The sequence below is a fragment of the Flavobacterium xueshanense genome, assembly GCF_900112975.1.
Taxonomy (GTDB): Bacteria; Bacteroidota; Bacteroidia; order Flavobacteriales; family Flavobacteriaceae; genus Flavobacterium; species Flavobacterium xueshanense.
Genome location: NZ_FONQ01000002.1, coordinates 416,018 through 440,711 on the forward strand (window position 1 = coordinate 416,018; position 24,694 = coordinate 440,711).

The window sequence follows — 24,694 nt, forward strand, 5'->3', positions numbered from 1 at the left end:
TATAAAATTGAAATATCACTGTTTTAGGTGATTGTTTTATTTAGTTTTTCAGATTAGTTTTACAAATAATTAAACTTTTTATAAATGAGTACACTACTTACATTATCATTACTGTTGGCCAAGATGATTTGTCAATTTTTAAAAGAATTGTTGGCTTTTATTTAGAATTATAAATCAATAAATTTGTGTCAAAACTATTCTTGCAATCAGATAAGCGCTCAAAATTTATATGAAAACATACCTACAAATACTAGTTTGTTTGCTTTTGTTTAGTTGTACGTCCAATAAAAACTTAACAAATGTTAAAGTCAATAATCGTGAATTTGAAGTCAAGTCAGATGGTGCAAGTTGGTTGGATAGTTCCAGAAACAGATTAATTCCGGTCGCGTTTTATAATTCGATTGTAAAAGATAAAATTCGAAATCAACAATTGGTAATTGTCAGTCATGGTTATGGAGAAAATAAACCCGGCGCGAATAAATCGTATTCATATTTAACGAAAAAATTAGCGTCTAAAGGCTATTATGTAGTCAGTATTCAGCATGAATTATCAACGGATGATTTGTTGCCTTTGACAGGGATACCTCAAGTTGTACGACGATCAAATTGGGAAAGAGGAGTAGAGAATATTCTATTTGTTCTAAATGAATTAAAAAAAATAAAACCAGAATTAGACTTCAAACATGTAAACTTAATTGGACATTCAAACGGAGGTGATATTACAGTTTTGTTTGTCCAGAAGTATCCAAATTTGGTTAATAAAATAATTTCGTTAGACAACCGCCGAATGGAATTGCCTAGAACTTCTCAGCCTAAAATCTACTCGCTTCGTTCGAGCGACCAGCCTGCAGATGAAGGAGTTTTGCCTACTGTTGCAGAGCAGGAAAAGTTTGGAATAAAAATCATTAAACTCGCTAATACCATCCACAATGACATGAATGACAGAGGTAGTAAAAGACAAAAAAGAGAAATTAATACGTACATAATGGGATTTCTTATCGAATGAAATATCTAAAATATTGCACTTACTGCACATCATATTTCATCTTTCTCAAAATCCGCAACGCTTCTTTAAACGACAAATACACTTGATTAAAAGGTTTCAAAAGCAACTTGGCATCAATCAGTTTTTGTTTGGCTTCTTCAAAACCGTTGAGGTAACAAATCATGAAGGTGGAAGGCAGGTTCTCTAAATCTTTGTTCTCTCTTGCGGATAACGAAAGTCCTTTCTGGAGTTTTTTAAGCAAAGCAACATTAGCATTGTAAATATGAAATAACATTTTTTTGTTGAATTCCGGCGGCTGAAAAAGCATCTCTCTTTCAATTTTATAATAACCATTGTCATGAAAATGAATTGTTTGTTTTTCTAAAGGATAATAGCTCGTTTTGTCGTTCAAACCTAAAGGAACGTATTCAATAATCGTAAAAGTATCTTCGTCGAAAGTGATTTCGACCACATCCTGAGCCGAATAAAATAGTTTGATTTGCTCATTTATTAATTCAATATCTACGCGGGACAAATAGGTTTTGTCGCGGGATTTCTTGGCAATTCCTGCCCAGCAAATCACAAATAATTCCTTGAATACTTTGTACTTTGGCGCCATATCCTTGTGGCGAAAATTCATGAAATCAATTACGCCATCGAGTGTGTTTTCGATGCTGTTTCGAGAGTTGTTTTCTATGTCAGTTACGGTTTCTGTGTTTTGGTAATTTTTTTCAATTTCGCCTTCAATCGGCGTTGTGTTACTGCCTCTTCGGATAAAAACACTATTGGCAGGAATTGTGTAAATTCCTTTTTTGAAATGGGAGGTTTTGCTTTTTGGCTTGACCGTTACCAGTCCGATAACTTTATCTTTTGGTAAATTTGGAAAAGGTACATTTTCATACTGAATTTTAGGGGGGTTTTCCAGATAGGCATTCACTAAATTCTGAATCCGGCTATCGTCAAAAAAATCATCGCCCACAATAATATTGTCTTGATCTTCGACACCAACAACAATATAGGAATTGTTCGCAGGATTTGAATTGGACAGTGCGCAAATGTGCTTAAGGAACTTGGCTTTACCTTCTCGAGTGTGTAAGTTCAACTGGCGCTTTTTATCATAAAAACTACTCTCATCATTGTGAGCGAGCAGGTTCTTGATAAGAATGCGTTTGTTGATCATTTGCAATTAAATTTTTAGATTTCTCAGACTACTGGATTTTTAGATTGTCTAAATAATCTAAAAATCCAATAATCTAAAAATTAATTTTAAACATCCCTTTTTAAAATAGTCGCTGCGGCTTGTGCTGTTGGCAATACCATCAAATCGGCAATATTTACATGATACGGTCTGGAAACTACAAAGTGAATAATATCGGCGATATCTTTTGGATGTAATGGCTCAAAACCTTTGTAAACATTGGCGGCTCTGTCTGCATCACCCTTGAAACGCACTTCGCTAAATTCTGTCTCTACGGCACCGGGATGAATGGCACCAACGCGAATTCCGTAAGGATTCAAATCCATTCGCATGGCTTGGTTCAAGGCGTCAACTGCATGTTTGGAGGCGCAATAGACATTTCCGTTTGGATATACTTCTTTTCCGGCAATGGAACCAATGTTGATGATATGACCTGATTTTCGTTCAATCATTTGCGGGATAATTGCTTTCGATACATATAAAAGTCCTTTGACATTAATGTCAATCATGGCGTCCCAATCGTCTAAATCTCCGTTTTGAATGGGATCTAAACCATGTGCATTTCCGGCATTATTAATCAAAACATCGATTGCAGCAAAGGCTTCGGGTATGGAATTGATGCTTTCAAAAACCGCTTTTTTGTCCCGAACATCAAAGGATAAAGTGTGCACTTCGGTAAATTCCGAAAGTTCTTTTTTAAGATCATTTAATCGGTCTTCGCGGCGTCCGCAAAGAATAATTTTATAGTTATTTTTAGCTAATATTTGCGCTGTTGCTTTACCGATTCCGCTGGTAGCTCCAGTCACTAAGGCTGTTTTAGTCATGATTTTTTTATATTTTATATTTTAAAGTTTCTGAACTGAACACTAGTTTAGGCTACATCATCGCCCATGCTTGCGGTCCAGATTGCAAACCAATCTTCTTGGTCTAATTCTAATTCGACAGCTTTCATCAGCGATTGAATTCGGGCCACATTTACCGTTCCCGCAATTGGAATTACTTGTGCCGGATGTTTTAAAATCCAAGAAAGTAAAATGGAGTCCGACCCCAAATGGTATTTTGAAACTAAAGTCGCCAGTAATTTTTTCAATCGTCTGGTTTGTGGAATATCTTTTCTAAAAACAGATCCCAGTGGATTCCAGGACATAGGACGAATTTTGTTGGCTTGCATGTAATCAAAACTTCCATCGACCATAGGCTCAAAATTTGTTGCTGAAAATTGCACTTGATTGTACAAAACTTCTGTTTTTTGGCGAATCAATTCGGTTTGTGTAGCCGTAAAATTAGAAAGTCCAAAATCATTAATTTTACCATCTGATTTTAGTTTCAAAACAGCTTCGGCAATTTCATCAGCCTGCATCAAAGGACTTGGTCTGTGTAATAAAAGAACATCCAGATAATCCGTTTGTAGATTTTTTAAGGAATTTTCAACAGACCAGATAATGTACTCTTTTGAATATTCGTAATGTTTTATAGTGTTATTGCGGTTTTCCGTTACCATTTGGATGCCGCATTTGGATATTAATTGCATTTTTTCTCTGGTAATTTTACTCGAAGCAAATGCTTTTCCAAAATCAGCTTCGGTCGTATAATCCCCATATATATCGGCATGATCGAAAGTAGTAATTTTGTTCTCCAAACACACATTAATCATGTTTTCCATTTCTTTGGTGTTGAGATTTTTATCCCAAATTCCCCAATTCATGACACCCGCTACAACAGGGGATAATTTTGTTTTATTCATGGTTTTTATTTTTTAATGAAATTCATAATTCTGCTATTTCAAAGTATATTTTTCAAAGTTCTTAAAAATATAAAAATTGTATCATAATTCGTCCTTAAAATTAGGGTTTTTGTCGAAGTTTTAACCATTTATTAACATCTTACTTCTAAAAAAAAATTCAATTTGCACCTTCAAAACGAAGACATTAAATTGAAGGTTTTAAAAATAATAAAATGGAAGAAAATACATCGACTTTAGATATCAGGGCAATTAATGAAAAAATTGAAAGAGAGAGTGCATTTATAGACCTTCTCACGATGGAAATGAACAAGGTTATTGTGGGTCAAAAGCACATGGTGGAGCGTTTATTAATTGGACTTTTGGGTCAGGGCCATATTTTATTAGAAGGAGTGCCGGGATTAGCAAAAACTTTAGCAATAAATACTCTTTCACAAGCCGTTCAGGGATCTTTCAGCAGAATACAGTTTACGCCAGATTTATTGCCGGCAGATGTTGTGGGAACTATGATTTACAACATTAAGCAAAATGAATTTTCGATAAAAAAAGGACCGATTTTCGCTAATTTCGTTCTTGCCGATGAGATTAACCGTGCACCTGCCAAAGTACAATCGGCATTACTGGAAGCGATGCAGGAAAAGCAAGTTACTATCGGTGATACTACTTTTAAACTAGACCGACCATTCTTGGTTTTGGCTACTCAAAATCCAATTGAACAAGAAGGAACCTACCAATTACCTGAAGCTCAAGTCGATCGTTTCATGCTAAAAACGGTTATTGATTACCCAAAAATGGAAGACGAGCGTTTAGTGATTCGCCAGAACTTAAAAGGAAGTTACGAAAAAGTAAATGCAGTGGTTTCAGTCGAACAAATTTTACGTGCTCAAGAAGCAGTTCGTGAAGTTTACATGGATGAAAAAATTGAAAAATACATACTTGATATTATTTTTGCCACGCGTTACCCAGAGAAATATAAATTGGCTGATTTAAAACCATTAATCAGTTTTGGAGCGTCACCACGTGGAAGTATCAATTTGGCGACGGCCGCAAAATGTTACGCCTTTATTAAACGTCGCGGCTATGTAATTCCTGAAGATGTTCGTGCGGTAGTTCACGATGTGTTGCGTCATAGAATTGGAGTTACTTACGAAGCGGAAGCCGAAAATATTACTTCAGTAGACATCATTAACAAAATTGTAAACGAAGTAGAAGTACCATAAGTCAGTTGGCAGTTTTCAGTGATCAGTTTTCACTTAGAACGCATTAATGACTTATGAATTAAATAAAACTTTTTGCCTTTGCGCCTTTGTGGCAAGAAAAAAATGGAAACAAAAGACCTCTTAAAAAAAGTACGAAAAATAGAAATTAAAACCCGAAGATTGAGCGATCACATTTTTTCGGGAGAGTATCATACGTCTTTCAAAGGGCGTGGAATGACGTTTAGCGAAGTGCGTCAATACCAGTACGGAGATGATATTCGTGCCATTGATTGGAATGTAACCGCACGCTACAATGAAGCACACGTAAAAGTTTTTGAGGAAGAACGCGAGTTGACCATGATGTTGATGGTTGATATTTCGGGTTCAGAAAGTTTTGGTTCGAAAAATCAATTCAAAAAAGATATTGTTACGGAGATTGCCGCAACGATGGCCTTTTCGGCGACCCAAAACAATGATAAAATAGGTCTGATTTTGTTTTCAGATGAAATTGAATTGTACATTCCGCCAAAAAAGGGAAGATCACACGTATTGAGAATCATTCGGGAATTGATAGAGTTTCAGCCGAAAAGCCGTAAAACAGATATTGCTCAAGCCTTAAAATTTTTATCGGGAACCCAAAAAAAGAAAGCAATCGTGTTTGTAATTTCTGATTTCATGTCGGAAGATTACGAGCAAACATTAAAAATAGCCTCCAAAAAACACGATATAACTGGGATTCGCGTGTACGACATTCGAGAAGAAAAAATGCCGGATTTGGGGATGGTTTCCATGCTTGATGCCGAAACCGGAGCAATAGAATTGATAAATACCGGTTCGAAAGCAGTTCGAATGAATTATGAAAAACAGTACCGCGACAAAGTAAACTATTTTAAAGAGACATTCAGTAAATCAGGTTCAGGTGTTGTAAACACAAGGGTTGACGAAAGTTATGTGACGAAATTGTTGAGCTATTTTAAATCGAGATAAAACGAAACCTAGCCCTACCAGAGTTTTAAACCCTGACAGGGTTAACTAGATAAAAAATGAAAATTAGACTTTACCTACTATTATTGCTGCTTTCTACGGCTGTTTTTGCACAACAAAAGCAAGTAGTCACAAGTATTGACACGATTAAAAATAAAATTGGCGCGGAATTTAAACTATCCATAAAAACTACTGTTGATACTTCTTCTAAAGTAATTTTCCCGAAATTAAAAAACTTAGGCGCTTTAGAGGTGATTCAGTCATATCCTATTGACACTGTCAAAATGGACGGTCGTTATGAATTAATCAAAAAATACGGTTTAACCCAATTTGATTCTGGTAGATATGTAGTTCCAAGTATCAAGATTTTTATCAACAGCAAACCGTTTATGACGGATTCACTTTTGGTTGAAGTGGCAAATGTTCAGGTAGATACTTTGAAACAAAAAATGTTCGACATTAAAGATATTGCTCCAGCAGATAACCCGATTGGAGACTGGTGGAAATACCTACTGATCGCCGCATTGATTGTGGGTATTGGAGCATTTATTTATTGGTTTATTAAAAAGCGTCAAGAAAAGAAATTACAGGAAGAAATTTTCAAGACGCCAATCGAGAAAGCGACTAGTTTGCTGGATACTTTAGAGAAAAAAGAACTTTGGCAAAAAGGAGAAGTTAAAGCCTATTATAGTGAATTGACGGATATTGCCAGAAATTATATTGAAGAAGCGATAGAAATTCCGGCTATGGAAAGCACAACTTCGGAATTGATTCAAGGACTTAGGGCAGCTTCTGTCAAAAAGAAAATGACGCTTTCTCAGGAAATAATCGAAAATCTGGAGCGTGTTTTGAAACAAGCCGATTTAGTGAAATTCGCCAAATCAAAACCATTGGATTTTGAAATCACAGAAGACCGAAATAAAATTCAAAAAGCAATTCTGACATTAGACAATTCGATTCCTGTGGAAGTACTAGTTGAGGAAGATATGCTGTTGAATGAAGCGCAAAGACAAAAACAAATTCAAATTCAATTGCACAAACAAAAGAACAAACGCATCGTGACTGCAGTGGCTTCGGTTGTTTTTTTGTTGGCAGCGACTATTACTTTTTTCATCATTACGAAAGGGTTTGACTATGTAAAAGACAACATTATTGGTCATCCCACCAAAGAATTATTGGAAGGCGAATGGGTAAAAAGCGAGTACGGAAATCCGGGAATTATCATAGAAACACCAAAAGTGCTCAAGAGAGTGGATTTGACTAAAACACTTCCTAAAAACGGAATGGCTTTGATTAAAGAAATGCAATCCTTTGCGTATGGAAGTGTTTTGGACCGTTTTTATGTGATGGTTTCTACTTTAAAATTTAAACAGGAGACGCAAATCGATTTGGCTAAATCTATGGATGGAGCTTTGCAATCACTCGAAGCGCAAGGTGCACAAAACATGATTGTAAAACAGGAAGATTTTGAAACCAAAGAGGGAATCAAAGGATTAAAAGCGTACGGAACCTTCTCACAAGTTGATAGCGACAATAAGACCACTGCGAAAATGTATTATGAAGCAATATTGTTCAGTCAAGAAGGCGGATTGCAACAGATTTTACTTTTTCATGAAGAGGGAGACAAGTATGGCAGTGAAATATCAGAACGCGTTTTGAATGCTGTCGAATTAAAACAAGCGAGTAAATAATGGAGAAAATAACTTTTTTAAACCCGGAATTTTTTTGGTTGTTTTTGCTGATTCCAGTTGTAATTGTCTGGTTTATGCGAAAAAAGAACCATCAATCCGCCACATTAAAAATAAGTTCGTTAGAAGGATTTAAAGGCAATAAATCGTATTTGACAAAGTTAAAACCGATGTTAAATGTGCTTCGGGTTTTGGCTTTATGTTCTTTGATTGTAGCCATGGCACGCCCAAGAACGGTCGATGTAAGTAATAAAACTAAAACGACGAAAGGAATTGATATCGTAATGGCAATAGACGTTTCCGGAAGTATGCTTGCCAAAGATTTGAAGCCAGACCGAATGCAAGCACTGAAAAGAATAGCTGCAGATTTTGTTGAAGAACGACCAAATGACAGGATTGGACTAGTTGTATATGCCTCTGAAGCGTATACAAAAGCGCCGGTAACCAGTGATAAAGCAGTTATACTTGATGCGATCAGAAGTATAAAATACGATAATGTTTTAGTAGACGGAACTGGAATAGGAATGGGATTGGCAACCGCTGTCAACAGATTGAAAGACAGTCAGGCAAAGAGCAAAGTGGTTATCCTAATGACTGACGGGGTGAATAATGCAGGGTTTATTGAACCGGATACTGCTTCGGATATTGCAAAAGAATACGGAATAAAAGTATATACAATAGGAATAGGAACAAACGGAATGGCCATGTTTCCGTATGCTATTGCACCAAACGGAAAATTTCTTTTCCAAATGATGAAAGTGGAGATTGATGAGCAAATGATGAAAAAAATTGCTAATCATACTGGTGGAAAATATTTTAGAGCAACGAGCAATAGTAAATTAGCCGAAATTTATGCAACAATAAATAAGCTAGAAACTACTGAAATTGAAGAATTAAAATTCTATGATTATGATGAAAAATTCAGACCTTTTATTTGGTTTGCCGGTTTTTTATTATTGCTGGAAGTAGGGTTAAGGAATACTGTTTTTAGAAGCTTTATATAAAATCCCCAACCCAGCGCTCCCCGAAGGAAAGGGAGTACGAACTGGAATATTGGAATTAGAATGACCAAGTTTAGAATTTTGATTTAGAGTAAAATCTAAGATCAAAATTCATAAATCTAAAATTAAAAATGGAATTAGACGAAAAAAAATATTTATATCTCCTCTTAATACTGCCTTTAGTGGTGTTGATTTTTCTGTTCAATTTATATTGGAAAAGAAAAAAACAACGCGAGTTTGGAGATTTAGAAATGGTGAAAAAGCTGAGTCCTGAAAGTTCAGTTTTTAAACCCGTTTTGAAAGTGTCAGTACTGATTTTAGCATTGCTAGGTTTAATTCTCGGTTTGGTAAATCCAAAAATTGGTACCAAAATGGAAACCGTTAAGAGAGAAGGAATCGACATTGTTTTTGCAGTGGATGTCTCCAAAAGTATGCTAGCTGAAGACATAGCCCCAAACCGATTGGACAAAAGCAAGCAGATTGTTTCGCAAATCATCAACCAGTTAGGAAGCGACAGAATAGGAATCGTGGCGTACGCCGGAAGTGCGTTTCCGGTATTGCCCATCACTACTGATTACAGCGTTGCAAAAATGTTTTTGCAAAGCATGAATACTGATATGGTTTCCTCCGTAGGAACATCGTTCAACGAAGCAATCAAATTATCGTCAACCTATTTTGACGATAAAAAAACAAGTAAGCTATTGATCATGATTTCGGATGGTGAAGACCATAATGAAGGTGCAGAGGAAGCTGCCGAAGAAGCTAACAAGTTGGGGATTAAAATTATTACAATTGGTGTTGGAACTGAAAAAGGAGGTACAATTCCATTGAAAAGAAATGGAATTATCGAAGGTTTCAAGAAAGACAATAACAATGAAGTGGTTATAACGAAATTGGTTCCAGAAAGTTTGACAGCCATTGCTAAAGCCACAAAAGGGGGTTATGTAAATGGCAATAATACCAAAGAAGTGCTTGAATATGTAAAGAATGCATTAGATAATATTCAAAAAACCGAATTTGAAGCGACCGAAATGGCGGATTTTCAATCACAATTTCAATGGTTCTTAGGTTTTGCTTTTTTGCTGTTATTTGTGGACGTTTTCCTGTTGGAAAGAAAAACAAGTTGGGTTAAAAAATTAAATTTATTTAACGAGAATAAATAATTATTTCTAAAAGGTTTCAAAGCCTTCCGGACATATAGATACAATAAATGAAAAGATTTAAAATTATCATAATTGCCTTTTTAATCGTTGCTTTTTCGGGTACAGCCGGATTGCATGCGCAACAAAAAGATCGAATTTTGCCCAAAGCAAACCAAGATTATGCGGATAATAAATTCGTGGAAGCTGAAGCCAATTACCGAATTTCAGATTCAAAATTTCCTAACAAAGCCGCTGCGCCTTTTAATCTTGGAAACAGTATTTACAAGCAAAAACAATCCTCCGAAGCTAAATTTGCGTTTGCTAAGGCCTTAAAAAATTCAAAAACAAGACCTCAGAAACACCGTGCTTTTCATAATCTTGGAAATGTGTTCATGATTGAAAAAGATTATACACAAGCGGTAGAAGCGTATAAAAACGCATTGCGTAATGATCCGACTGATGAGGAAACCCGTTATAATTATGCTTTGGCAAAAAAAATGCTGAAAGACAATCCACCAAAAGACGATAAGAAAAAAGACGAGAAAAAAGATCAGGATAAGAAAGACGATAAAAAGGACGAAAAGAAAGACGGCGAAAAAGATAAAAAAGACGACAAAGACAAAGATAAAAAAGACGATAAAGGCGATCAGGACAAACAAAACAAAGATCCGAAACCCAACGATAAAGGAGAACCAAAACCTGCGCCAGGAGGAATCTCAAAGGAACGTCTGGAAAATCTATTGGACGCCGTAAACAAAGAGGAAAAGAAAGTTCAGGACAAAGTGAATGCCCAAAAAGTAAAAGGAAAACCAGTTAAAACGGAAAAGGATTGGTAATTCAATTAGAGAGTTTGAAAATGAAAAAATACTTAGCAGCGATTGTTTTATTGGTGTGCAGCACACTTAGCGCTCAGGTCCAGTTTGAGGCCAGAGTAAGTAAAACTACGCTGGGCTTGAATGAAAGACTGCGTATTGATTTTATGATGAATGTAGATGGCGATAATTTTGTGCAGCCGTCTTTTGATGGTTTTCAAATTATAGCCGGACCAAGTCAGCAGGTGAGTCAGTCATGGGTAAACGGGAGAAGCTCTTTTGAAAAAGCGTACTCTTATTTTTTGGTACCCAATCAAAAAGGAACATTCATAATCAAGCCGGCGGCTATTGAGTACAACGGTCAAATCTATAAAACGGCACCTGTAAAAATCATTGTGACCGCTGCCACGGAACAGCCCAGAGACCCTAACGACTCGCAAATATCTGGCGATGAAAACCTGTATCTGGTTGCTGATGTTTCTAAAACAAATCCATACATAAACGAACCCATTACGGTTGTTTACAAGTTGTATTTCGCTAACATTGGAATTTCAAATCTAGGGGAATCAAGTAAGCCTAAATATAATGATTTTTGGAGCCAAAATATCGAAATCAAACAACTTGCTGCCGAAGAAGGAATTTTCAAAGGCCAGAATTTCAGGTTTATTGTACTCAAGAAAGTAGTGCTGTATCCGCAAAAATCAGGCAGACTTAAAATTGAGCCATTATCATTATCGGTAGATGTGCAACTGCCAACAAACCGCAGGGATATGTTTGGTCGAATGATGCTCACGGAAACCACAAAGCGAGTTTCGGCTGGTGCCAAAACCATCACGGTTAAGCCATTACCTGAGACAGGAAAACCAGAAGATTTTAGTGGTGCGGTTGGAGATTTTGACTTTAAAGTTACACCATCAAAGACTAATTTGAAACATGGAGAAAGCCTGGATTTGGTTGTAAGTGTAACCGGAAAAGGAAATTTAAAACTATTCAGTTTGCCAAAACCCGTAGTGCCTAATGCGCTGGAAATGTACGATGCCGTTCACAGCGAAGACATCAGCACACCACTTTCTGGAATGGCTGGAAAATCGTCAGACAGTTATACCATAATTCCACAATATAGAGGGAATTATCCGGTAAAACCAATGCAGTTTTCTTATTTTGATTTGAGTTCCGGGGCCTATAAAACGCTGCATTCGTCACAGATTATGATTAATGTTCTGGATGGTCCTACACCGGCTGATTCTACTGCAACAGATGGTAATAAGAATAAAATTACAACCATAGAGGAATTTAAAACTATTAAGTCAAAAACCAATTTTGCGGTAATTAATAAGAAGGATTTCTTTGGTTCAAATTTATTTATAGGATTGTTACTGCTTCCATTTTTACTGGTGCCAATAATTGTATTATTCAAAAAGAAGAAAGAAGCTATGGATGGTGACATTTCCGGAAATAGAATCCGAATGAATAATAAGCTCGCCAAGAAATATTTATCAGAAGCGAAGAAACAAATCAACAACAAAGAACTGTTTTACATTGCGCTGGAAAAAGCTATGCATAATTTCCTGAAAGCGAAATTACACATTGAAACTTCAGAAATGAGCAAGGATAATATTCAGGAATTATTGTTGTCCCGAAATGCAAAACCAGAAGCCGTGAACGATTTTATTGCGCTTACGGAGAACTGTGAAGTAGCGCGTTATGCACCTTCGTCAAGTGTTACAATTCAACAAGATTTTGATAAAGCGGTATTTATAATCTCAGAATTAGAAAAACAGATTGCTTAGCAAAAGTATTACAATTAATTTTGAGTAAATAAACTTTGCGCCTTTGTGCCTTTGCGGCAAAAAAACATAAAGATGAAAAACATACTATACATACTTTTACTTTCAACTCAGGTTTTCTTTGCCCAAAACGGCTTTGAAAAAGGGAATGCGTACTATGCAAAAGGAAAGTACACCGAAGCCGTGGCTGCCTATGAAAGTATTTTAAAAGACAATAAGCAATCCTCTGAATTGTATTTTAATTTAGGAAATGCGTATTATAAATTGAATCAGGTAGCGCCTTCGATTTACAATTATGAAAAAGCATTGGTACTGAATCCAAACGATAAGGAAAGTGTAAACAACTTGAAATTCGCTCAAAAAAGGACTATTGATGAGATTAAAGTAATTCCAAAAGTAGGTTTTGGAAAATTACTTCGGGATTTTACGGAAATTTACCACTATAATACTTGGGGATGGGTTTCTGTAGGACTGGCGACATTTTTTTTATTGTTTTTTATGGGATATTATTTTTCACAAAAAACGCTTTCTAAACGGATTTTCTTCTTTGGAATGTTTGCAGTAGTTTTTGTGATTTTTATCACATTATCCGCTGCAATTATTGAGAAAAGTCATTTTGATACAGAAAAACCAGCTATAATTTTTGCTGAAATGGCTAATGTAAAACCGGAGCCGAGAGATGGTGGAAAACCGTTATTTGCGCTTCACGAAGGAACCAAAGTGTATGTGTTTGAAACTATTGGAAAATGGAAAAAAATACAACTTACGGATGGTACTGAAGGCTGGATTGAAAGTAGTGCAATTAAAGAAGTGAAATAATAGTGTTCAATAGTCAGTTTTTACTATTCAGTACTAATATTTAGTTTGAACGCTACTTACTTTTTCTTCAAACTACTATACCATTCCTTTAGTGAAGGATACATGTAACCCGCTATTTTTTGGATTGGATTGTAAAAAAGAGAATTGTCCAGCGTCTCTTTTTTGGTTAAAATATGATTGTAATTTATTTTTTCGAAAACTGCAAAAACGATGCTGATAATCAAAATTGTTTTCAGCACTCTAAAAAAACCACCGCCCAATTTATTCAACCAACCTAAAAAAGCAAAATCTGCTATTCCAGTCAGGAACTTTCCTATTATAGAGACAACAACAACCACAATCATAAAAGTAAGGACAAAAGCCACTATTTGGATTGTATTGGGATTCCATTTGACAAAGCCCACTAAAATATCCCTCATGTAGGAGGAAAATTTGACAGCAATATAAATTCCCGCCAACAGCGAAACCAAAGAGGCTAGTTCAACAAAAAGTCCGTTTTGCAGTCCTTTATAAAAAGCAAAAGCAAGCAGTACACCCAAAATGATATCCAAAAATCCCATAATAATTCATTAGCAAATAGAAAAGCAAATATAAAAGAATTGTTCTTTACCATTGCCAATTTTCAAGTTCTTATCTTTGCCAAAATAATTTTAGGAGCTATAATTTCATAACTCATAATTCATAATTCAAAAAAATGGCAAGAGACACACAACTTAAAGAACGCTGGGAACAGCTAGTTAATATACTTTCCAATCAATTTTCTCAAGGGGAGGACTTGGATTTAGACGCCATTATTTATCTAATTGGGGTGCAGGAACTTGGGAAAGTACATAAAGAATTTAAAAAAGACGAGAAATTAAACCTGATGCACATCGCGATTTGCCGTTTATTAGAGCCGTATGGTTTTTATGAATTCGAATTTTTTGATGAAGAAGGATGGCCTCATTACAAAGTAAAAGAGGAATTGCCGCCACTTAAAGCAGGAGAACAATCGGTTTTGATGAAAGAAGCCATTGTGAATTATTTCCTGGAACGGAAAGTAATTTCGTAGTTTACAGTCTCAGTCTCCCTTTTCAGAACGAATCTAATGAAAACGGAGACTGAAAACTAAAAACTTTTTCTTAAATTTGCACTCTCAATTACGGAAGGAAAATGATAGATAAGATAAAAGAATATATTGGCGAAGCACAAGCCTTTTCAACGCAAAACACAGCAGAATTAGAAACGTTCCGCATCAAATTTTTAGGAAGTAAAGGACTTTTGAAAGCGCTTTTTGCTGAATTCAAAAATGTTCCAAACGATCAAAAAAAGGAATTCGGACAGGTAATTAATCTGCTTAAAACTTCTGCCGAAGAAAAAGTAAAATCGATACAAGAAGCTTTGGAGAGCAAAGAGGAAAGTAAAGGTTTTTACGGAGATTTGACTCGCTCAGCTGAACCAGTTATTATTGGTTCTCGTCATCCTATTTCATTGGTAAAAAACCAAATTATAGATATTTTTTCTACCATAGGTTTCAATGTTTCCGAAGGTCCGGAAATTGAGGACGACTGGCATAATTTCACCGCGTTAAACCTTCCGGAATATCATCCGGCACGTGACATGCAAGACACGTTTTTCATACAAACGAATCCCGATATTTTGCTGCGTACGCACACCTCATCCGTGCAAGTGCGTTATATGGAAAATAACAAACCGCCCATTCGTACCATTTCTCCGGGAAGGGTTTTTCGTAATGAAGCTGTTTCGTCGCGTTCGCACTGTATTTTTCACCAAGTGGAAGGATTGTACATTGACAAGGATGTTTCTTTTGCCGATTTAAAACAAACGCTTTTATATTTTACCAAAGAGATGTTTGGAAAATCAAAAATCCGTTTGCGTCCGTCTTATTTTCCGTTTACTGAACCAAGTGCTGAAATAGATATTTATTGGGGTTTAAAAACTGAAACCGACTATAGAATTACCAAAGGAACCGGTTGGTTAGAAATTGGTGGTTGTGGAATGGTAGATCCTAACGTATTGAAAAACTGCAACATTAATCCCGAGGAATTTACTGGTTTTGCCTTTGGAATGGGAATCGAAAGAATCGCCATGTTGTTGTATCAAATTGGTGATATTCGTATGTTTTACGAAAATGACGTACGTTTCTTAGAGCAATTCAAATCAAGTATATAGGTATTGGGAGGAACGAAGAAATCTCTTAATGATTTTTGACTTTTGCGTTTTTAGGAGCTATTTCCAGCTATTCGTTACAATCTTTTTTGAGGCGAAAAGCCTAAAAAAAGGATTTCCACTGCTATCTGGGCTAGAGCTTTTAGGTTCACAGTAGATTTAGATTAAATACGAAACAATAATTAATAATGAATGAAGAGTTGCTTCGTTCTGCCAAATGACATGAAAAAAGACATCATTATCCCCGAAGTAGAGAACGTATTTTTTGCAGCAGTCCAAGAATGGAGTGACGATTTCATGGAAAAAGTATGGTACGCTTATTTAGTCAATGACAGCGATTTCCTAATTGAAAGTGTCATGGTAGTTTCCAAAGCTTTTGGTACCATTGACGGTGAAATGAAAAAAACATCGCTTTTGCGTCACGCTTTTGCTGAGATTCCTGCAGTTTCTGTTGTGAAAGTCGAAATGATTGAAAAAAGTGTTTTGGCATTAAACAATGAATTCATGCTTACGTTTTTCATGGACGGAAAATTATACGATAAAAAGTTCGCTTTTAAAGCAAATTCCATCAACGAAACCGAAGTCGAAGAAGTGCCTATTTTATTTGTTGACGGAGTTATCGTGAGATAAGTCAGCACTATTTTCTATTCTTATTTTTTTCTTCCAACTAAAATAACTTACTACAAATGTCCCGGCCAAAACGAAATAAAGTGTTCACAGTAGAGTTTTTTTGGACAAAAAGGCATCTTCAAAACACATTTCGAATACGTCAAAAACGGCTGTGCAAAAGGACATAATCAATCCCCAAATCAACCCATTTTTAACCTGGAATCTCCGCCTTTTATTCATAAAAATTATTTAACGGCTTGTTGTTTAACTTTGGATTTCCAGGTAAAATATCCTAGCACAAATATCCCTACAAGGACATAAGCAACCGCGCGAATATAAAAATTAGCGGTAGCAACCTGTTCCGAAAAAGGGATCTCTTTAATGTCAAAAAGCACATTAAAAACCGTCATAAATACACCCCAAATCCCGCCAGTTTTTATCTGATATTTCCATCTTTCGCTCATGAAGTGATTCTATTTTGATTGTTAATCGGTAGTTGAATTAATCCAGTTTATCTGTTAATTTTTTGAACACGGTTTTGGCATCCTGACCTTCGTATAAAATACTGTAAACGGCATCTATAATTGGTGTTTTGGCACCATACGCCTGATTGAGTTTATACGCACTTTTTGCGGCATAATATCCTTCGGCAACCATACTCATTTCCATCATTGCTGATTTTACCGTGTAGCCTTTACCGATCATATTCCCAAACATTCTGTTTCTGGAGAATACAGAATAACCGGTAACCAATAAATCGCCTAAATAAGCTGAATCATTGATGTTACGTTTCATTTTGTGGACTTTCTTGATGAATTTTTTCATCTCACGAATCCCATTACTCATCAAAACCGACTGAAAATTATCGCCATAACCTAAACCGTGAGCCATTCCTGCTGCAATAGCGTAAATGTTCTTTAGCATCGCTGCATATTCGGTTCCTATAATATCGTCTGTGATTTTAGTTTTGATATAATTTCCAGATAAATTTTTAGCTACAACTTTAGCTTTAACAGGATCGCCGCACGCAATCGTAAGATAGGAAAGACGCTCCATGGCAACTTCTTCAGCGTGACAAGGACCGGTAATTACACCGATATTGTAATACGGAATGTCGTATTTGACATGGAAATGTTCGCCCACAATCAGACTTGTTTCGGGCACAATTCCTTTAATCGCTGAGAAAATGATTTTATCTTTTAGAGAAACGGTTAGTTTTGCTAACTCACCATCCAAAAAAGCGGATGGAATGGCAAAAATAATGTAATCCGCGTATGCTACAGCTTCGTTTATATCGCTGGTGAGTTTCAGTTTTTTGGTGTCAAATTCAACCGAACTTAAATAATTTGGATTGTGCTTGTAGGTTTTAATATGCTCTATAGCAGCTTCATTACGCATGTACCATGAAATTTCGGTAAGATTTACACATAACATTTTTGCTATCGCTGTCGCCCAACTTCCACCGCCTATTACTGCGAATTTTATATTTTCAGCCATTTTTTTATTGAATTTAATCAAAAGTACTTAAAAAACCATTAATTAAGCAAATTAAATTATTCCAAGAAACACACTGTTTGTCGGGTATTAGGATGTAATTGTCTTAATTTTTTAAATTTAAAATAATTATTTTTGATTTTGTATACAATATAGGTACTGCTGTTTCGTTATCAATATTTATTGTTTAAAAAATTAACAAAAAATGCGGATTGAATTAGTTAGTTATATTTTAGAATTTTAAAAGGCGTTCCCATAAATGAGAACGCCTTTTTTTAAACAACGGTAATCAGTATTTAGTTATTAGAATTAATAACTCATTTCAACAATAGACTTTACTTTTTCTAAAGTGATGTTTTGTTTTTCTCCCAGTCCTAACCAACCTCTTTCTTTAAAACGATCCACAATAAAATCTGCCGTTTTATCAAAATCTTTGGTGTAATCAGATAATTTAGTTTCCATTCCCATAGTGTGGAAAAATTCAACGGTTTTGTTGATGGCTTCATTTGCGATTTCATCATCCGTTCCAGTCAAATTGAAAATACGTTTTCCATATTGTGCCAATTTTCCTTTTTTAGTTTCAAACATCACTCGGTATAAATTTGGACCCACAACTGCCAATGTTCTTGCGTGATCGATTCCGTACAAAGCTGTTAATTCATGTCCAATCATGTGTGTCGACCAATCTGAAGGAACTCCTTTTTGGATTAATCCATTTAACGCCATCGTGCAACTCCACATAAAGTTAGAAGCTAAAGCATAATCTTTAGGGTTCTCAACTACTTCTGGACCAACTTGGATTAAGGTTTGCAAAATACTTTCGGCGATTCTATCCTGAAGATAACCTTCATGCGGATAGGTTAAATATTGTTCCAAAACATGAGTGTACGCATCAACAACTCCGTTTTCCAATTGTCTTTTTGGCAAAGATTCAATTACGGTTGGGTCACAGATAGAGAATTTTGGAAACAAGGCACTACCGCCAAAAGATAATTTTTCTTGGGTAGATTCAATTGTTATTACTCCGCCGGAATTCATTTCGCTTCCTGTAGCGGGTAAAGTTAGAATGGTTCCAAAAGGGACAATCGTAGTCAAATCAGTAGTCATTATTCTTTTTTGAAGAATATCTATTGGATTTCCATCAAAGTGAGCCGCAGCCGAAATGAACTTTACTCCGTCAATTACAGATCCTCCACCAACAGCAAGAATAAAATTGATGTTTTGTTCTTTGATAATGGCAACTGCTTTCATCAAAGTTTCAAAATGCGGATTTGCTTCTATTCCGGCAAATTCCACAATATCAAAACCTTTAAGGTTCTCGATTACTTGATCATAAATTCCATTTTTGAAAATACTTCCACCACCATACGCGAGAAGGATTTTTGCTCCATCTGGCACTAATGCGGAAAGTTTTTCAATTTGTCCTTTTCCAAAAATTAAATTGGTAGGATTGTATAATTCGAAATTTAACATACTTTTATTTTTTTAAATTCAGTTGATTTAATAATTTTTCAGCCACTAATTTAGACGAAGCTGGGTTCTGACCTGTAATCAATAATCCATCTTCTACTGCATAAGGCTGCCAGTCACCTGATTTTGAATAAATTGCTCCATTTGTTTGTAATGCATCTTCCAATAAAAACGGAACGACATTTGTTAATCCTACTGCTTCTTCTTCTGTATTTGAAAATCCAGTTATTTTTTTACCTTTTACTAAATATTCGCCATTTACTTTTACGTTTTTTAACGCTGCAGGTGAATGACATACAAAAGCTATCGGTTTTTTATTATTGTAAAAAGATTCGATCAAGGCAATTGAATTTTTATCAGTAGCTAAATCCCATAACGGACCGTGACCTCCGGGATAAAAAACTGCATCATAATCAGATTCTTTTACATCGGCTAATTTGTGCGTGTTTTTCAGTTTTGCCAATAATTCAGTATCAGCATCAAATCTTTTAGTGTCCTCAGTAGCTGCTGATGGATCTTCACTTTTTGGATCAATTGGTGGTTGCCCTCCTAACGGTGTAGCAATATCAATTTGGACACCTTTATCTAATAATTCATAATAAGGTGCAGCAAATTCTTCTGTCCAAAATCCTGTTTTTTCTCCCGTGTTACCCAGTTTATCGTGACTGGTAACAACAAATAATACTTTTTTCATACCTTTTTTATTTTGTGCAGTTGCTGAAATACAACTAACGGTTAATACTAAAATGGCAAATAATGCAATCTTTCTCATTTCGGATTTTCTTTATGCAAATTTAAGGCGAATATGTTATTAGTAAAAATAATTTAAATTATGTTTGTGATAAATATATTTATATCATGGTTAATCTAGAATGGTACCGAACATTTAAATCCGTATATAAAAATGGTAATTTTTCTCTGGCTGCCAAAGAACTATTCATCAGTCAACCGGCTGTAAGTCAGCAAATATCAATGTTGGAGGCGCATGTAGGTTATAAACTTTTTAATCGAAAGTCTAAAGGCGTGGAACCAACGGAATATGCTAAGTTACTCAATAATTTAATAATTGAAGCACTGGACCGACTGGAAAATGTAGAGAATGGTTTTCGTGCCAAAGCAATAAATGCGAATCGGTTAATTTCAATTGGAATCTCAAAGCATTTAATGAGCAGTTTGGGAAGTGCCTTGGTTTCAAAATTTGATTTTATTGATTTCAGCTTTCATGAAGACGATACGCTTTTTGAATTGGTCGATTCTAAAAAACTAGATTTTGCAATTGTAACCAAGCAATATGATACGTTTGACACCATTCAGAAAAAGGTTGGCGAAATCAAACAAGTGATTGTTGGTTCCAATAACATCGATATTTCCGAATTAAAATCCAATATCAAAATAAAGGATTTCACGGCCACTGAATATTGGTTGAACGACCAAAAATGGTTCAGTCACAATGCTCAGATTCCGCAGATCAAGTTGTTCTGGTTGCATGTTTTCAGCAAAAAAAGACCATCGATGATTCCCAATTATATCATTCCGTCCGAATATGAAATGCTGGAAATCATTTCGAAAAATACCGGAATAGGAGTAGTTTGGGATATAAACGCAGAAAGATTATTAGCAGAAAATAAAATCCAATTGTTGTGGAACAGCAAGCAAATGCCAAGTACGGAAGTATTTGTATTATCAGGAAAAAATGAAAATTTGAGTACTATTTTTGACAATATTCAACTCGAATTAAAAAGTATTTTGGGGTGATAATAGTTCTTACAAACGCTATTTTTTCACCACATAGAAACAAATAATTTTGCGATAAATGCAAGAGAATCTTACTTTTTAAATAGTTTGCATAGCTATGTGTGAAAATCACGTTTTAAACTAATCTGCTTGGATAATTTTATTATGTGCCTATAGATTTAAATGTTCAGGCTACTTTAGGAAAATTATTTAATAGAGTTACTTCTTGTAAAAATTATTATGATCAATATATTCCCAAACTTTTGCAGGTAATAAAGGCTGTACATTTTTCCCTTTTTTAATATTATCCCGAATAAACGTTGACGATATTTCGACAACCGGAGCGTCAATCATGTGAATTTTTGTCGCATATTTTTGGAAAATTTTTAAATCCAAATCTTCCGAATCGGTTGAAATTGCTTCGTCAGCAGAACTTTTGGATTCAAGTCTTGGATAAACATAAATTCCGTGATGCGCCAGGATTGCTTCGTAGTTTTTCCATTTAGGAAACGACCTGAGATTGTCTTCACCCATGATTAACGAGAACTCGTAATTGGGATATTTTTCTTCAAGATGAACTAAAGTATTGACAGTGTAATTAGGTTGTGACAATTTAAACTCAATATCCGAAGGTTTTATTTTTGGAAAATCCTCGGTGGCAAGATGCACCATCTGCAAACGATGGTAATCATCAAGTAACGTACTTTTTTTCTTCAAAGGATTGTGTGGGGTAACCACCATCCAGATTTGGTCTAAACCGGAGTGCTCCGCCATGTGATTGGCAATGATAAGATGCCCAACATGAATGGGATTAAACGTTCCGAAATACAGACCTATTTTCATTTTATTTTAGTAATTAGTGAATAATGAATAGTGAGAAGAAGTCATTCACTTCTCACTATTCACTATTTCACTTGTTTACATAATTCTTTACCAATTGATACGCTTCTTCCAAAGCAATATCTAAATCGTAGTTTTTTATAATCACATCAAATTGTGGCGCTGTTGCTAATTCTACAGAAGCTTTGGCAATACGCATATTGATTTTATCGTCGCTTTCGGTAGAACGTTCTTTCAATCTTCTTTTTAGTTCATCTACGCTTGGTGGTTTCACGAAAACTGCTAAAGTTTCTTCAGGAAATTTATGCTTAATACGCAATCCACCAGCTACATCAATATCAAAAATCACATTTTTGTCTTTGGCCCAAATACGTTCCACTTCACTTTTTAAAGTTCCGTAGAAATTATCGCGGTACACTTCTTCCCATTCCAAGAAGTCTTCGTTTTTGATGTGTTTTTTAAATTCTTCCGTAGACATGAAATAATAGTCTTTTCCATTTACTTCTTCACCTCTTGGTTCGCGGGATGCTGCCGAAATTGAAAATTCAAGATTCAAATCTTCTTTGCTTAATAAATGTCTAACTATGGTAGTTTTTCCCGATCCTGACGGTGCCGAAAAAACGATTAATTTTCCTCCTGTGCTCATTTTATGCTGAATTTATTTCAGTATCTATTTTATAGAACGTTTAATACTTGTTCCTTGATTTTTTCCAATTCGTCTTTCATCTGAACGACTAATTTTTGCATTTGTGCGTGATTGGATTTAGAACCCATAGTATTTATTTCACGTCCCATTTCTTGGGTGATGAAACCTAATTTCCTGCCGTTAGCCTCAGTCCCATTGATGGTTTCCAGGAAATAGTCCAGGTGATTTGTCAAACGTACTTTTTCTTCGGTGATGTCTAATTTCTCTAAATAATAAATTAATTCCTGCTCAAAACGATTTTCATCTACATTCACTTTAAGTTCTGCGATAGCAGTTTGTAAACGGTCTTTTATTGCTTGAACGCGTTCCGGATCTAGTGCCAATGCTTCCGTCATATACTGACGAACATTGCCAATTCGCAACTGAAATTCTTTTTCTAAAGACATTCCTTCATCTCTTCTAAAGTTCAAGATGTTTTGCAACGCTTCCTCGATAACGGTTTGGATTTGTACCCAGTCGTTTTCATCAATTTCATCACGCTCTATTTTCATGGTATCTGGCATGCGAACTGCCATTTTCATTAGCTCCGTTTCATCAGCATCGACATACACTTCTCTCAATTGGTTGATATAGGCTTTTACAATCGGCACATTCACTTTTGTCGAGGTTTGTTCCGCGGTACTTTCGATAAAAATAGAAAAATCTACTTTTCCTCGTTCCAGCTTGAGTGCAATTTGGTTGCGTAAACCCAATTCCATTTCGCGGTACAGCGAAGGCATTCTCACATTCAAATCCAAACCTTTACTGTTTAAAGATTTTACTTCTACCGTGATTTTTTTGGTTGGTAATTGCAAAGTCGCTTTCCCAAAACCCGTCATTGATTGTATCATATAATTTTCTAAAAGAGGTCAAAGATAAGGAAAAAGTGTTCAGTTTTCAGTCACAGTTTTCAGTTGGGGAACTGTTCAAATTACATTTATTTAAACAGTATGATTCTTAAATGTCTTATATGGTTAAAAAGCATAGTAAAATGGTTAAAATTTTTCGGACTCGATTTCAGTTTAGCACTGAGACTAGAAACTGAGACTGAAAACTATTTTTTTTTCTGTGTCACCAAATAAACGCCGACAAATATTAAAACTGCGGAACCAATTTTCACCAAACTCAATTCGTCTTTGCCCAAGCTTATCGCAAAAATAGTTGCGAATAGCGGTTGTAAATAAATAAAAACAGCAACCGTGGTTGGTTTTAATTCTTTCATCGAAAGCAAATTGAGCAGATACGTCAGAAAGGTCGAAAAAATAACCACAAATACTATCTTCCAGCAAATATCCATTGGAACCAAAGCCCAATTCACAGTTTGAAATTGGCTCCAGCCAAAAGGTAAAACCATAATAAATCCGAACAAATAAATCCATTTTACAAATGTAAAAGCATTGTATTTATCCATTAATTTCTTGACGATAATCAGGTAAAATCCATAAGAAATAGCGTTGACCAAAACCAAAAAATTTCCCAATCCGGCGTTTGTGGCGCTGCCAATGGATTTCCCGTACAAAATTAGAAATGCAGTTCCGATTAATCCAAGAATAATCCCAAAAACCATTCGTTTTTGCATGCGTTCCTTCATAATAATGGCCGAAAGCGTCAACACAATCATAGGTGTTGAAACCATAATTACGGCCGCACTAATGGGAGAAGTAAGGCTTAATCCTTTAAAAAACGTAAGCATATTAAACGCTACGCCAAAGAAAGCCGCAGCAATAATTCGGGGAAAGTCACTAATTGCAAGTTTCTCCTTTGGCATAAAAAGCCAAACCAGCCAAAATAATATCACGGAACCACCTACGCGCAATAGGATAAAGCCGGATGCATCAATGTACAAAGGCATGACATCCTTGGCAATAGTAAATGTAACGCCGTAAATTATGGAGACAATTGTGGCGCCAATTAGGGCAAGATTTCTTTTGGACATTATGCCAACGCTTTCATTACCTGTAACATATTTTGCTGTGTATTGCCAATGTAAATTTTGTCTTTGATGATAAAAACGGGACGACTCAAAAAAGTGTAATGTTCCAAAATGTATTTTTTATAATCGGCTTCGGTTAACGATTTATTCTTCAAATCCATCGATTTGTACAACTGTGCTTTTTTGCTGAAAAGTGCTTCGTAGCTTCCGGAAAGTTCTCGCATTTGCTCTAACTCGGCAATAGTAATCGGGTCTTGTTTGATATCGTGAAATTTAAAATCATGTTCTTTGGGTAATGATTTTATGATTTTTCTGCAAGTGTCGCAAGATGCGAGATAATATATTTTGTCCATGTAAATAGCGATTTCTTTATGCAAAGAAAATTCATTTGACACGGAAAATGA

At 35.5% G+C, this 24,694-nt stretch carries 26 protein-coding genes; 13 read left to right on the forward strand and 13 right to left on the reverse strand.

What is annotated here, in order from left to right:
- Positions 1-229 precede the first annotated feature (229 nt).
- Positions 230-1,006, forward strand: coding sequence for an alpha/beta fold hydrolase (locus tag BMZ76_RS04075; protein ID WP_091203435.1), 777 nt, complete (start codon positions 230-232; stop codon positions 1,004-1,006).
- A 19-nt stretch (positions 1,007-1,025) separates the two neighbouring features.
- Here the strand turns inward: BMZ76_RS04075 and BMZ76_RS04080 are convergent, their stop codons facing one another.
- The 3 genes from BMZ76_RS04080 to BMZ76_RS04090 form a co-directional block, all read right to left on the reverse strand.
- A complete protein-coding gene (locus tag BMZ76_RS04080; protein WP_091203436.1) occupies positions 1,026-2,165 on the reverse strand; it encodes an ATP-binding protein in 1,140 nt (379 codons plus the stop codon).
- A gap of 86 nt (positions 2,166-2,251) precedes the next feature.
- Positions 2,252-3,007 carry an SDR family NAD(P)-dependent oxidoreductase gene (locus BMZ76_RS04085; protein ID WP_091203437.1) on the reverse strand — a complete coding sequence of 252 codons (756 nt, stop codon included), beginning with the start codon at positions 3,005-3,007 and terminating at the stop codon, positions 2,252-2,254.
- Between the two features lie 47 nt (positions 3,008-3,054).
- Positions 3,055-3,927, reverse strand: coding sequence for an aldo/keto reductase (locus BMZ76_RS04090; RefSeq protein ID WP_091203438.1), 873 nt, complete (start codon positions 3,925-3,927; stop codon positions 3,055-3,057).
- Positions 3,928-4,139: 212 nt separating this feature from the next.
- Here BMZ76_RS04090 and BMZ76_RS04095 point away from each other — a divergent pair, with 212 nt between their 5' ends.
- From BMZ76_RS04095 to BMZ76_RS04130, 8 genes are all read left to right on the forward strand, one after another.
- The gene (locus BMZ76_RS04095; protein ID WP_091203439.1) at positions 4,140-5,144 is read left to right on the forward strand and encodes an AAA family ATPase; all 1,005 of its coding nucleotides are present in this window, start codon (positions 4,140-4,142) and stop codon (positions 5,142-5,144) included.
- A 102-nt stretch (positions 5,145-5,246) separates the two neighbouring features.
- On the forward strand, positions 5,247-6,110 hold the full coding sequence (locus tag BMZ76_RS04100; RefSeq protein ID WP_091203440.1) for a DUF58 domain-containing protein: 864 nt from the start codon (positions 5,247-5,249) through the stop codon (positions 6,108-6,110).
- Between the two features lie 56 nt (positions 6,111-6,166).
- Entirely contained in the window at positions 6,167-7,798 is a 1,632-nt protein-coding gene (locus BMZ76_RS04105) for a hypothetical protein (protein WP_091203441.1), read from the forward strand.
- Positions 7,798-8,799, forward strand: a complete 1,002-nt coding sequence (locus BMZ76_RS04110; protein ID WP_091203442.1) for a vWA domain-containing protein — start codon at positions 7,798-7,800, stop codon at positions 8,797-8,799. The genes BMZ76_RS04105 and BMZ76_RS04110 overlap by 1 nt, the downstream gene beginning before the upstream one ends.
- Before the next feature lie 128 nt (positions 8,800-8,927).
- Entirely contained in the window at positions 8,928-9,959 is a 1,032-nt protein-coding gene (locus BMZ76_RS04115; RefSeq protein ID WP_091203443.1) for a VWA domain-containing protein, read from the forward strand.
- A 47-nt stretch (positions 9,960-10,006) separates the two neighbouring features.
- Positions 10,007-10,774, forward strand: coding sequence for a tetratricopeptide repeat protein (locus BMZ76_RS04120; protein WP_091203444.1), 768 nt, complete (start codon positions 10,007-10,009; stop codon positions 10,772-10,774).
- Between the two features lie 20 nt (positions 10,775-10,794).
- A complete protein-coding gene (locus BMZ76_RS04125; protein ID WP_091203445.1) occupies positions 10,795-12,540 on the forward strand; it encodes a BatD family protein in 1,746 nt (581 codons plus the stop codon).
- 72 nt (positions 12,541-12,612) lie between these two features.
- The gene (locus BMZ76_RS04130; protein WP_091203446.1) at positions 12,613-13,356 is read left to right on the forward strand and encodes a tetratricopeptide repeat protein; all 744 of its coding nucleotides are present in this window, start codon (positions 12,613-12,615) and stop codon (positions 13,354-13,356) included.
- 56 nt (positions 13,357-13,412) lie between these two features.
- Here BMZ76_RS04130 and BMZ76_RS04135 read toward each other — a convergent pair whose 3' ends face one another.
- Positions 13,413-13,916 (reverse strand): CvpA family protein, encoded by a 504-nt coding sequence (locus BMZ76_RS04135; RefSeq protein ID WP_091203447.1) that lies wholly within the window; start codon positions 13,914-13,916, stop codon positions 13,413-13,415.
- 134 nt (positions 13,917-14,050) lie between these two features.
- Here BMZ76_RS04135 and BMZ76_RS04140 point away from each other — a divergent pair, with 134 nt between their 5' ends.
- The 3 genes from BMZ76_RS04140 to BMZ76_RS04150 all read left to right on the forward strand — a co-directional run bounded on the left by BMZ76_RS04140 (position 14,051) and on the right by BMZ76_RS04150 (position 16,155).
- Positions 14,051-14,407 carry a hypothetical protein gene (locus BMZ76_RS04140; RefSeq protein ID WP_091203448.1) on the forward strand — a complete coding sequence of 119 codons (357 nt, stop codon included), beginning with the start codon at positions 14,051-14,053 and terminating at the stop codon, positions 14,405-14,407.
- Positions 14,408-14,508: 101 nt separating this feature from the next.
- Positions 14,509-15,528 (forward strand): phenylalanine--tRNA ligase subunit alpha, encoded by a 1,020-nt coding sequence (gene pheS / locus BMZ76_RS04145; RefSeq protein WP_091203449.1) that lies wholly within the window; start codon positions 14,509-14,511, stop codon positions 15,526-15,528.
- A 219-nt stretch (positions 15,529-15,747) separates the two neighbouring features.
- Positions 15,748-16,155 carry a hypothetical protein gene (locus BMZ76_RS04150; RefSeq protein WP_091203450.1) on the forward strand — a complete coding sequence of 136 codons (408 nt, stop codon included), beginning with the start codon at positions 15,748-15,750 and terminating at the stop codon, positions 16,153-16,155.
- A 224-nt stretch (positions 16,156-16,379) separates the two neighbouring features.
- Here the strand turns inward: BMZ76_RS04150 and BMZ76_RS04155 are convergent, their stop codons facing one another.
- From BMZ76_RS04155 to BMZ76_RS04170, 4 genes are all read right to left on the reverse strand, one after another.
- Positions 16,380-16,598, reverse strand: a complete 219-nt coding sequence (locus BMZ76_RS04155) for a hypothetical protein (protein ID WP_091203451.1) — start codon at positions 16,596-16,598, stop codon at positions 16,380-16,382.
- A gap of 37 nt (positions 16,599-16,635) precedes the next feature.
- On the reverse strand, positions 16,636-17,631 hold the full coding sequence (locus tag BMZ76_RS04160; RefSeq protein WP_091203521.1) for an NAD(P)H-dependent glycerol-3-phosphate dehydrogenase: 996 nt from the start codon (positions 17,629-17,631) through the stop codon (positions 16,636-16,638).
- Positions 17,632-17,937: 306 nt separating this feature from the next.
- Positions 17,938-19,101, reverse strand: coding sequence for an iron-containing alcohol dehydrogenase (locus tag BMZ76_RS04165; protein ID WP_091203452.1), 1,164 nt, complete (start codon positions 19,099-19,101; stop codon positions 17,938-17,940).
- Between the two features lie 4 nt (positions 19,102-19,105).
- Positions 19,106-19,870, reverse strand: a complete 765-nt coding sequence (locus tag BMZ76_RS04170; RefSeq protein WP_167547414.1) for a type 1 glutamine amidotransferase domain-containing protein — start codon at positions 19,868-19,870, stop codon at positions 19,106-19,108.
- 86 nt (positions 19,871-19,956) lie between these two features.
- Between BMZ76_RS04170 and BMZ76_RS04175 the strand changes: the two genes are divergently transcribed.
- On the forward strand, positions 19,957-20,853 hold the full coding sequence (locus BMZ76_RS04175; RefSeq protein WP_091203453.1) for a LysR family transcriptional regulator: 897 nt from the start codon (positions 19,957-19,959) through the stop codon (positions 20,851-20,853).
- Positions 20,854-21,051: 198 nt separating this feature from the next.
- On the opposite strand, the gene nadD is transcribed toward BMZ76_RS04175, so the two are convergent.
- The 5 genes from nadD to BMZ76_RS04200 form a co-directional block, all read right to left on the reverse strand.
- Complete coding sequence (nadD, locus tag BMZ76_RS04180) at positions 21,052-21,675, reverse strand: nicotinate (nicotinamide) nucleotide adenylyltransferase (protein WP_091203454.1); 624 nt, start codon at positions 21,673-21,675, stop codon at positions 21,052-21,054.
- Between the two features lie 67 nt (positions 21,676-21,742).
- Complete coding sequence (gene gmk / locus BMZ76_RS04185; RefSeq protein WP_091203455.1) at positions 21,743-22,318, reverse strand: guanylate kinase; 576 nt, start codon at positions 22,316-22,318, stop codon at positions 21,743-21,745.
- Between the two features lie 29 nt (positions 22,319-22,347).
- A complete protein-coding gene (locus tag BMZ76_RS04190; RefSeq protein WP_091203456.1) occupies positions 22,348-23,208 on the reverse strand; it encodes a YicC/YloC family endoribonuclease in 861 nt (286 codons plus the stop codon).
- Between the two features lie 203 nt (positions 23,209-23,411).
- A complete protein-coding gene (locus BMZ76_RS04195) occupies positions 23,412-24,293 on the reverse strand; it encodes a DMT family transporter (RefSeq protein WP_091203457.1) in 882 nt (293 codons plus the stop codon).
- Complete coding sequence (locus BMZ76_RS04200) at positions 24,293-24,643, reverse strand: arsenate reductase family protein (protein ID WP_091203458.1); 351 nt, start codon at positions 24,641-24,643, stop codon at positions 24,293-24,295. The genes BMZ76_RS04195 and BMZ76_RS04200 overlap by 1 nt, the downstream gene beginning before the upstream one ends.
- Positions 24,644-24,694: the final 51 nt, after the last annotated feature.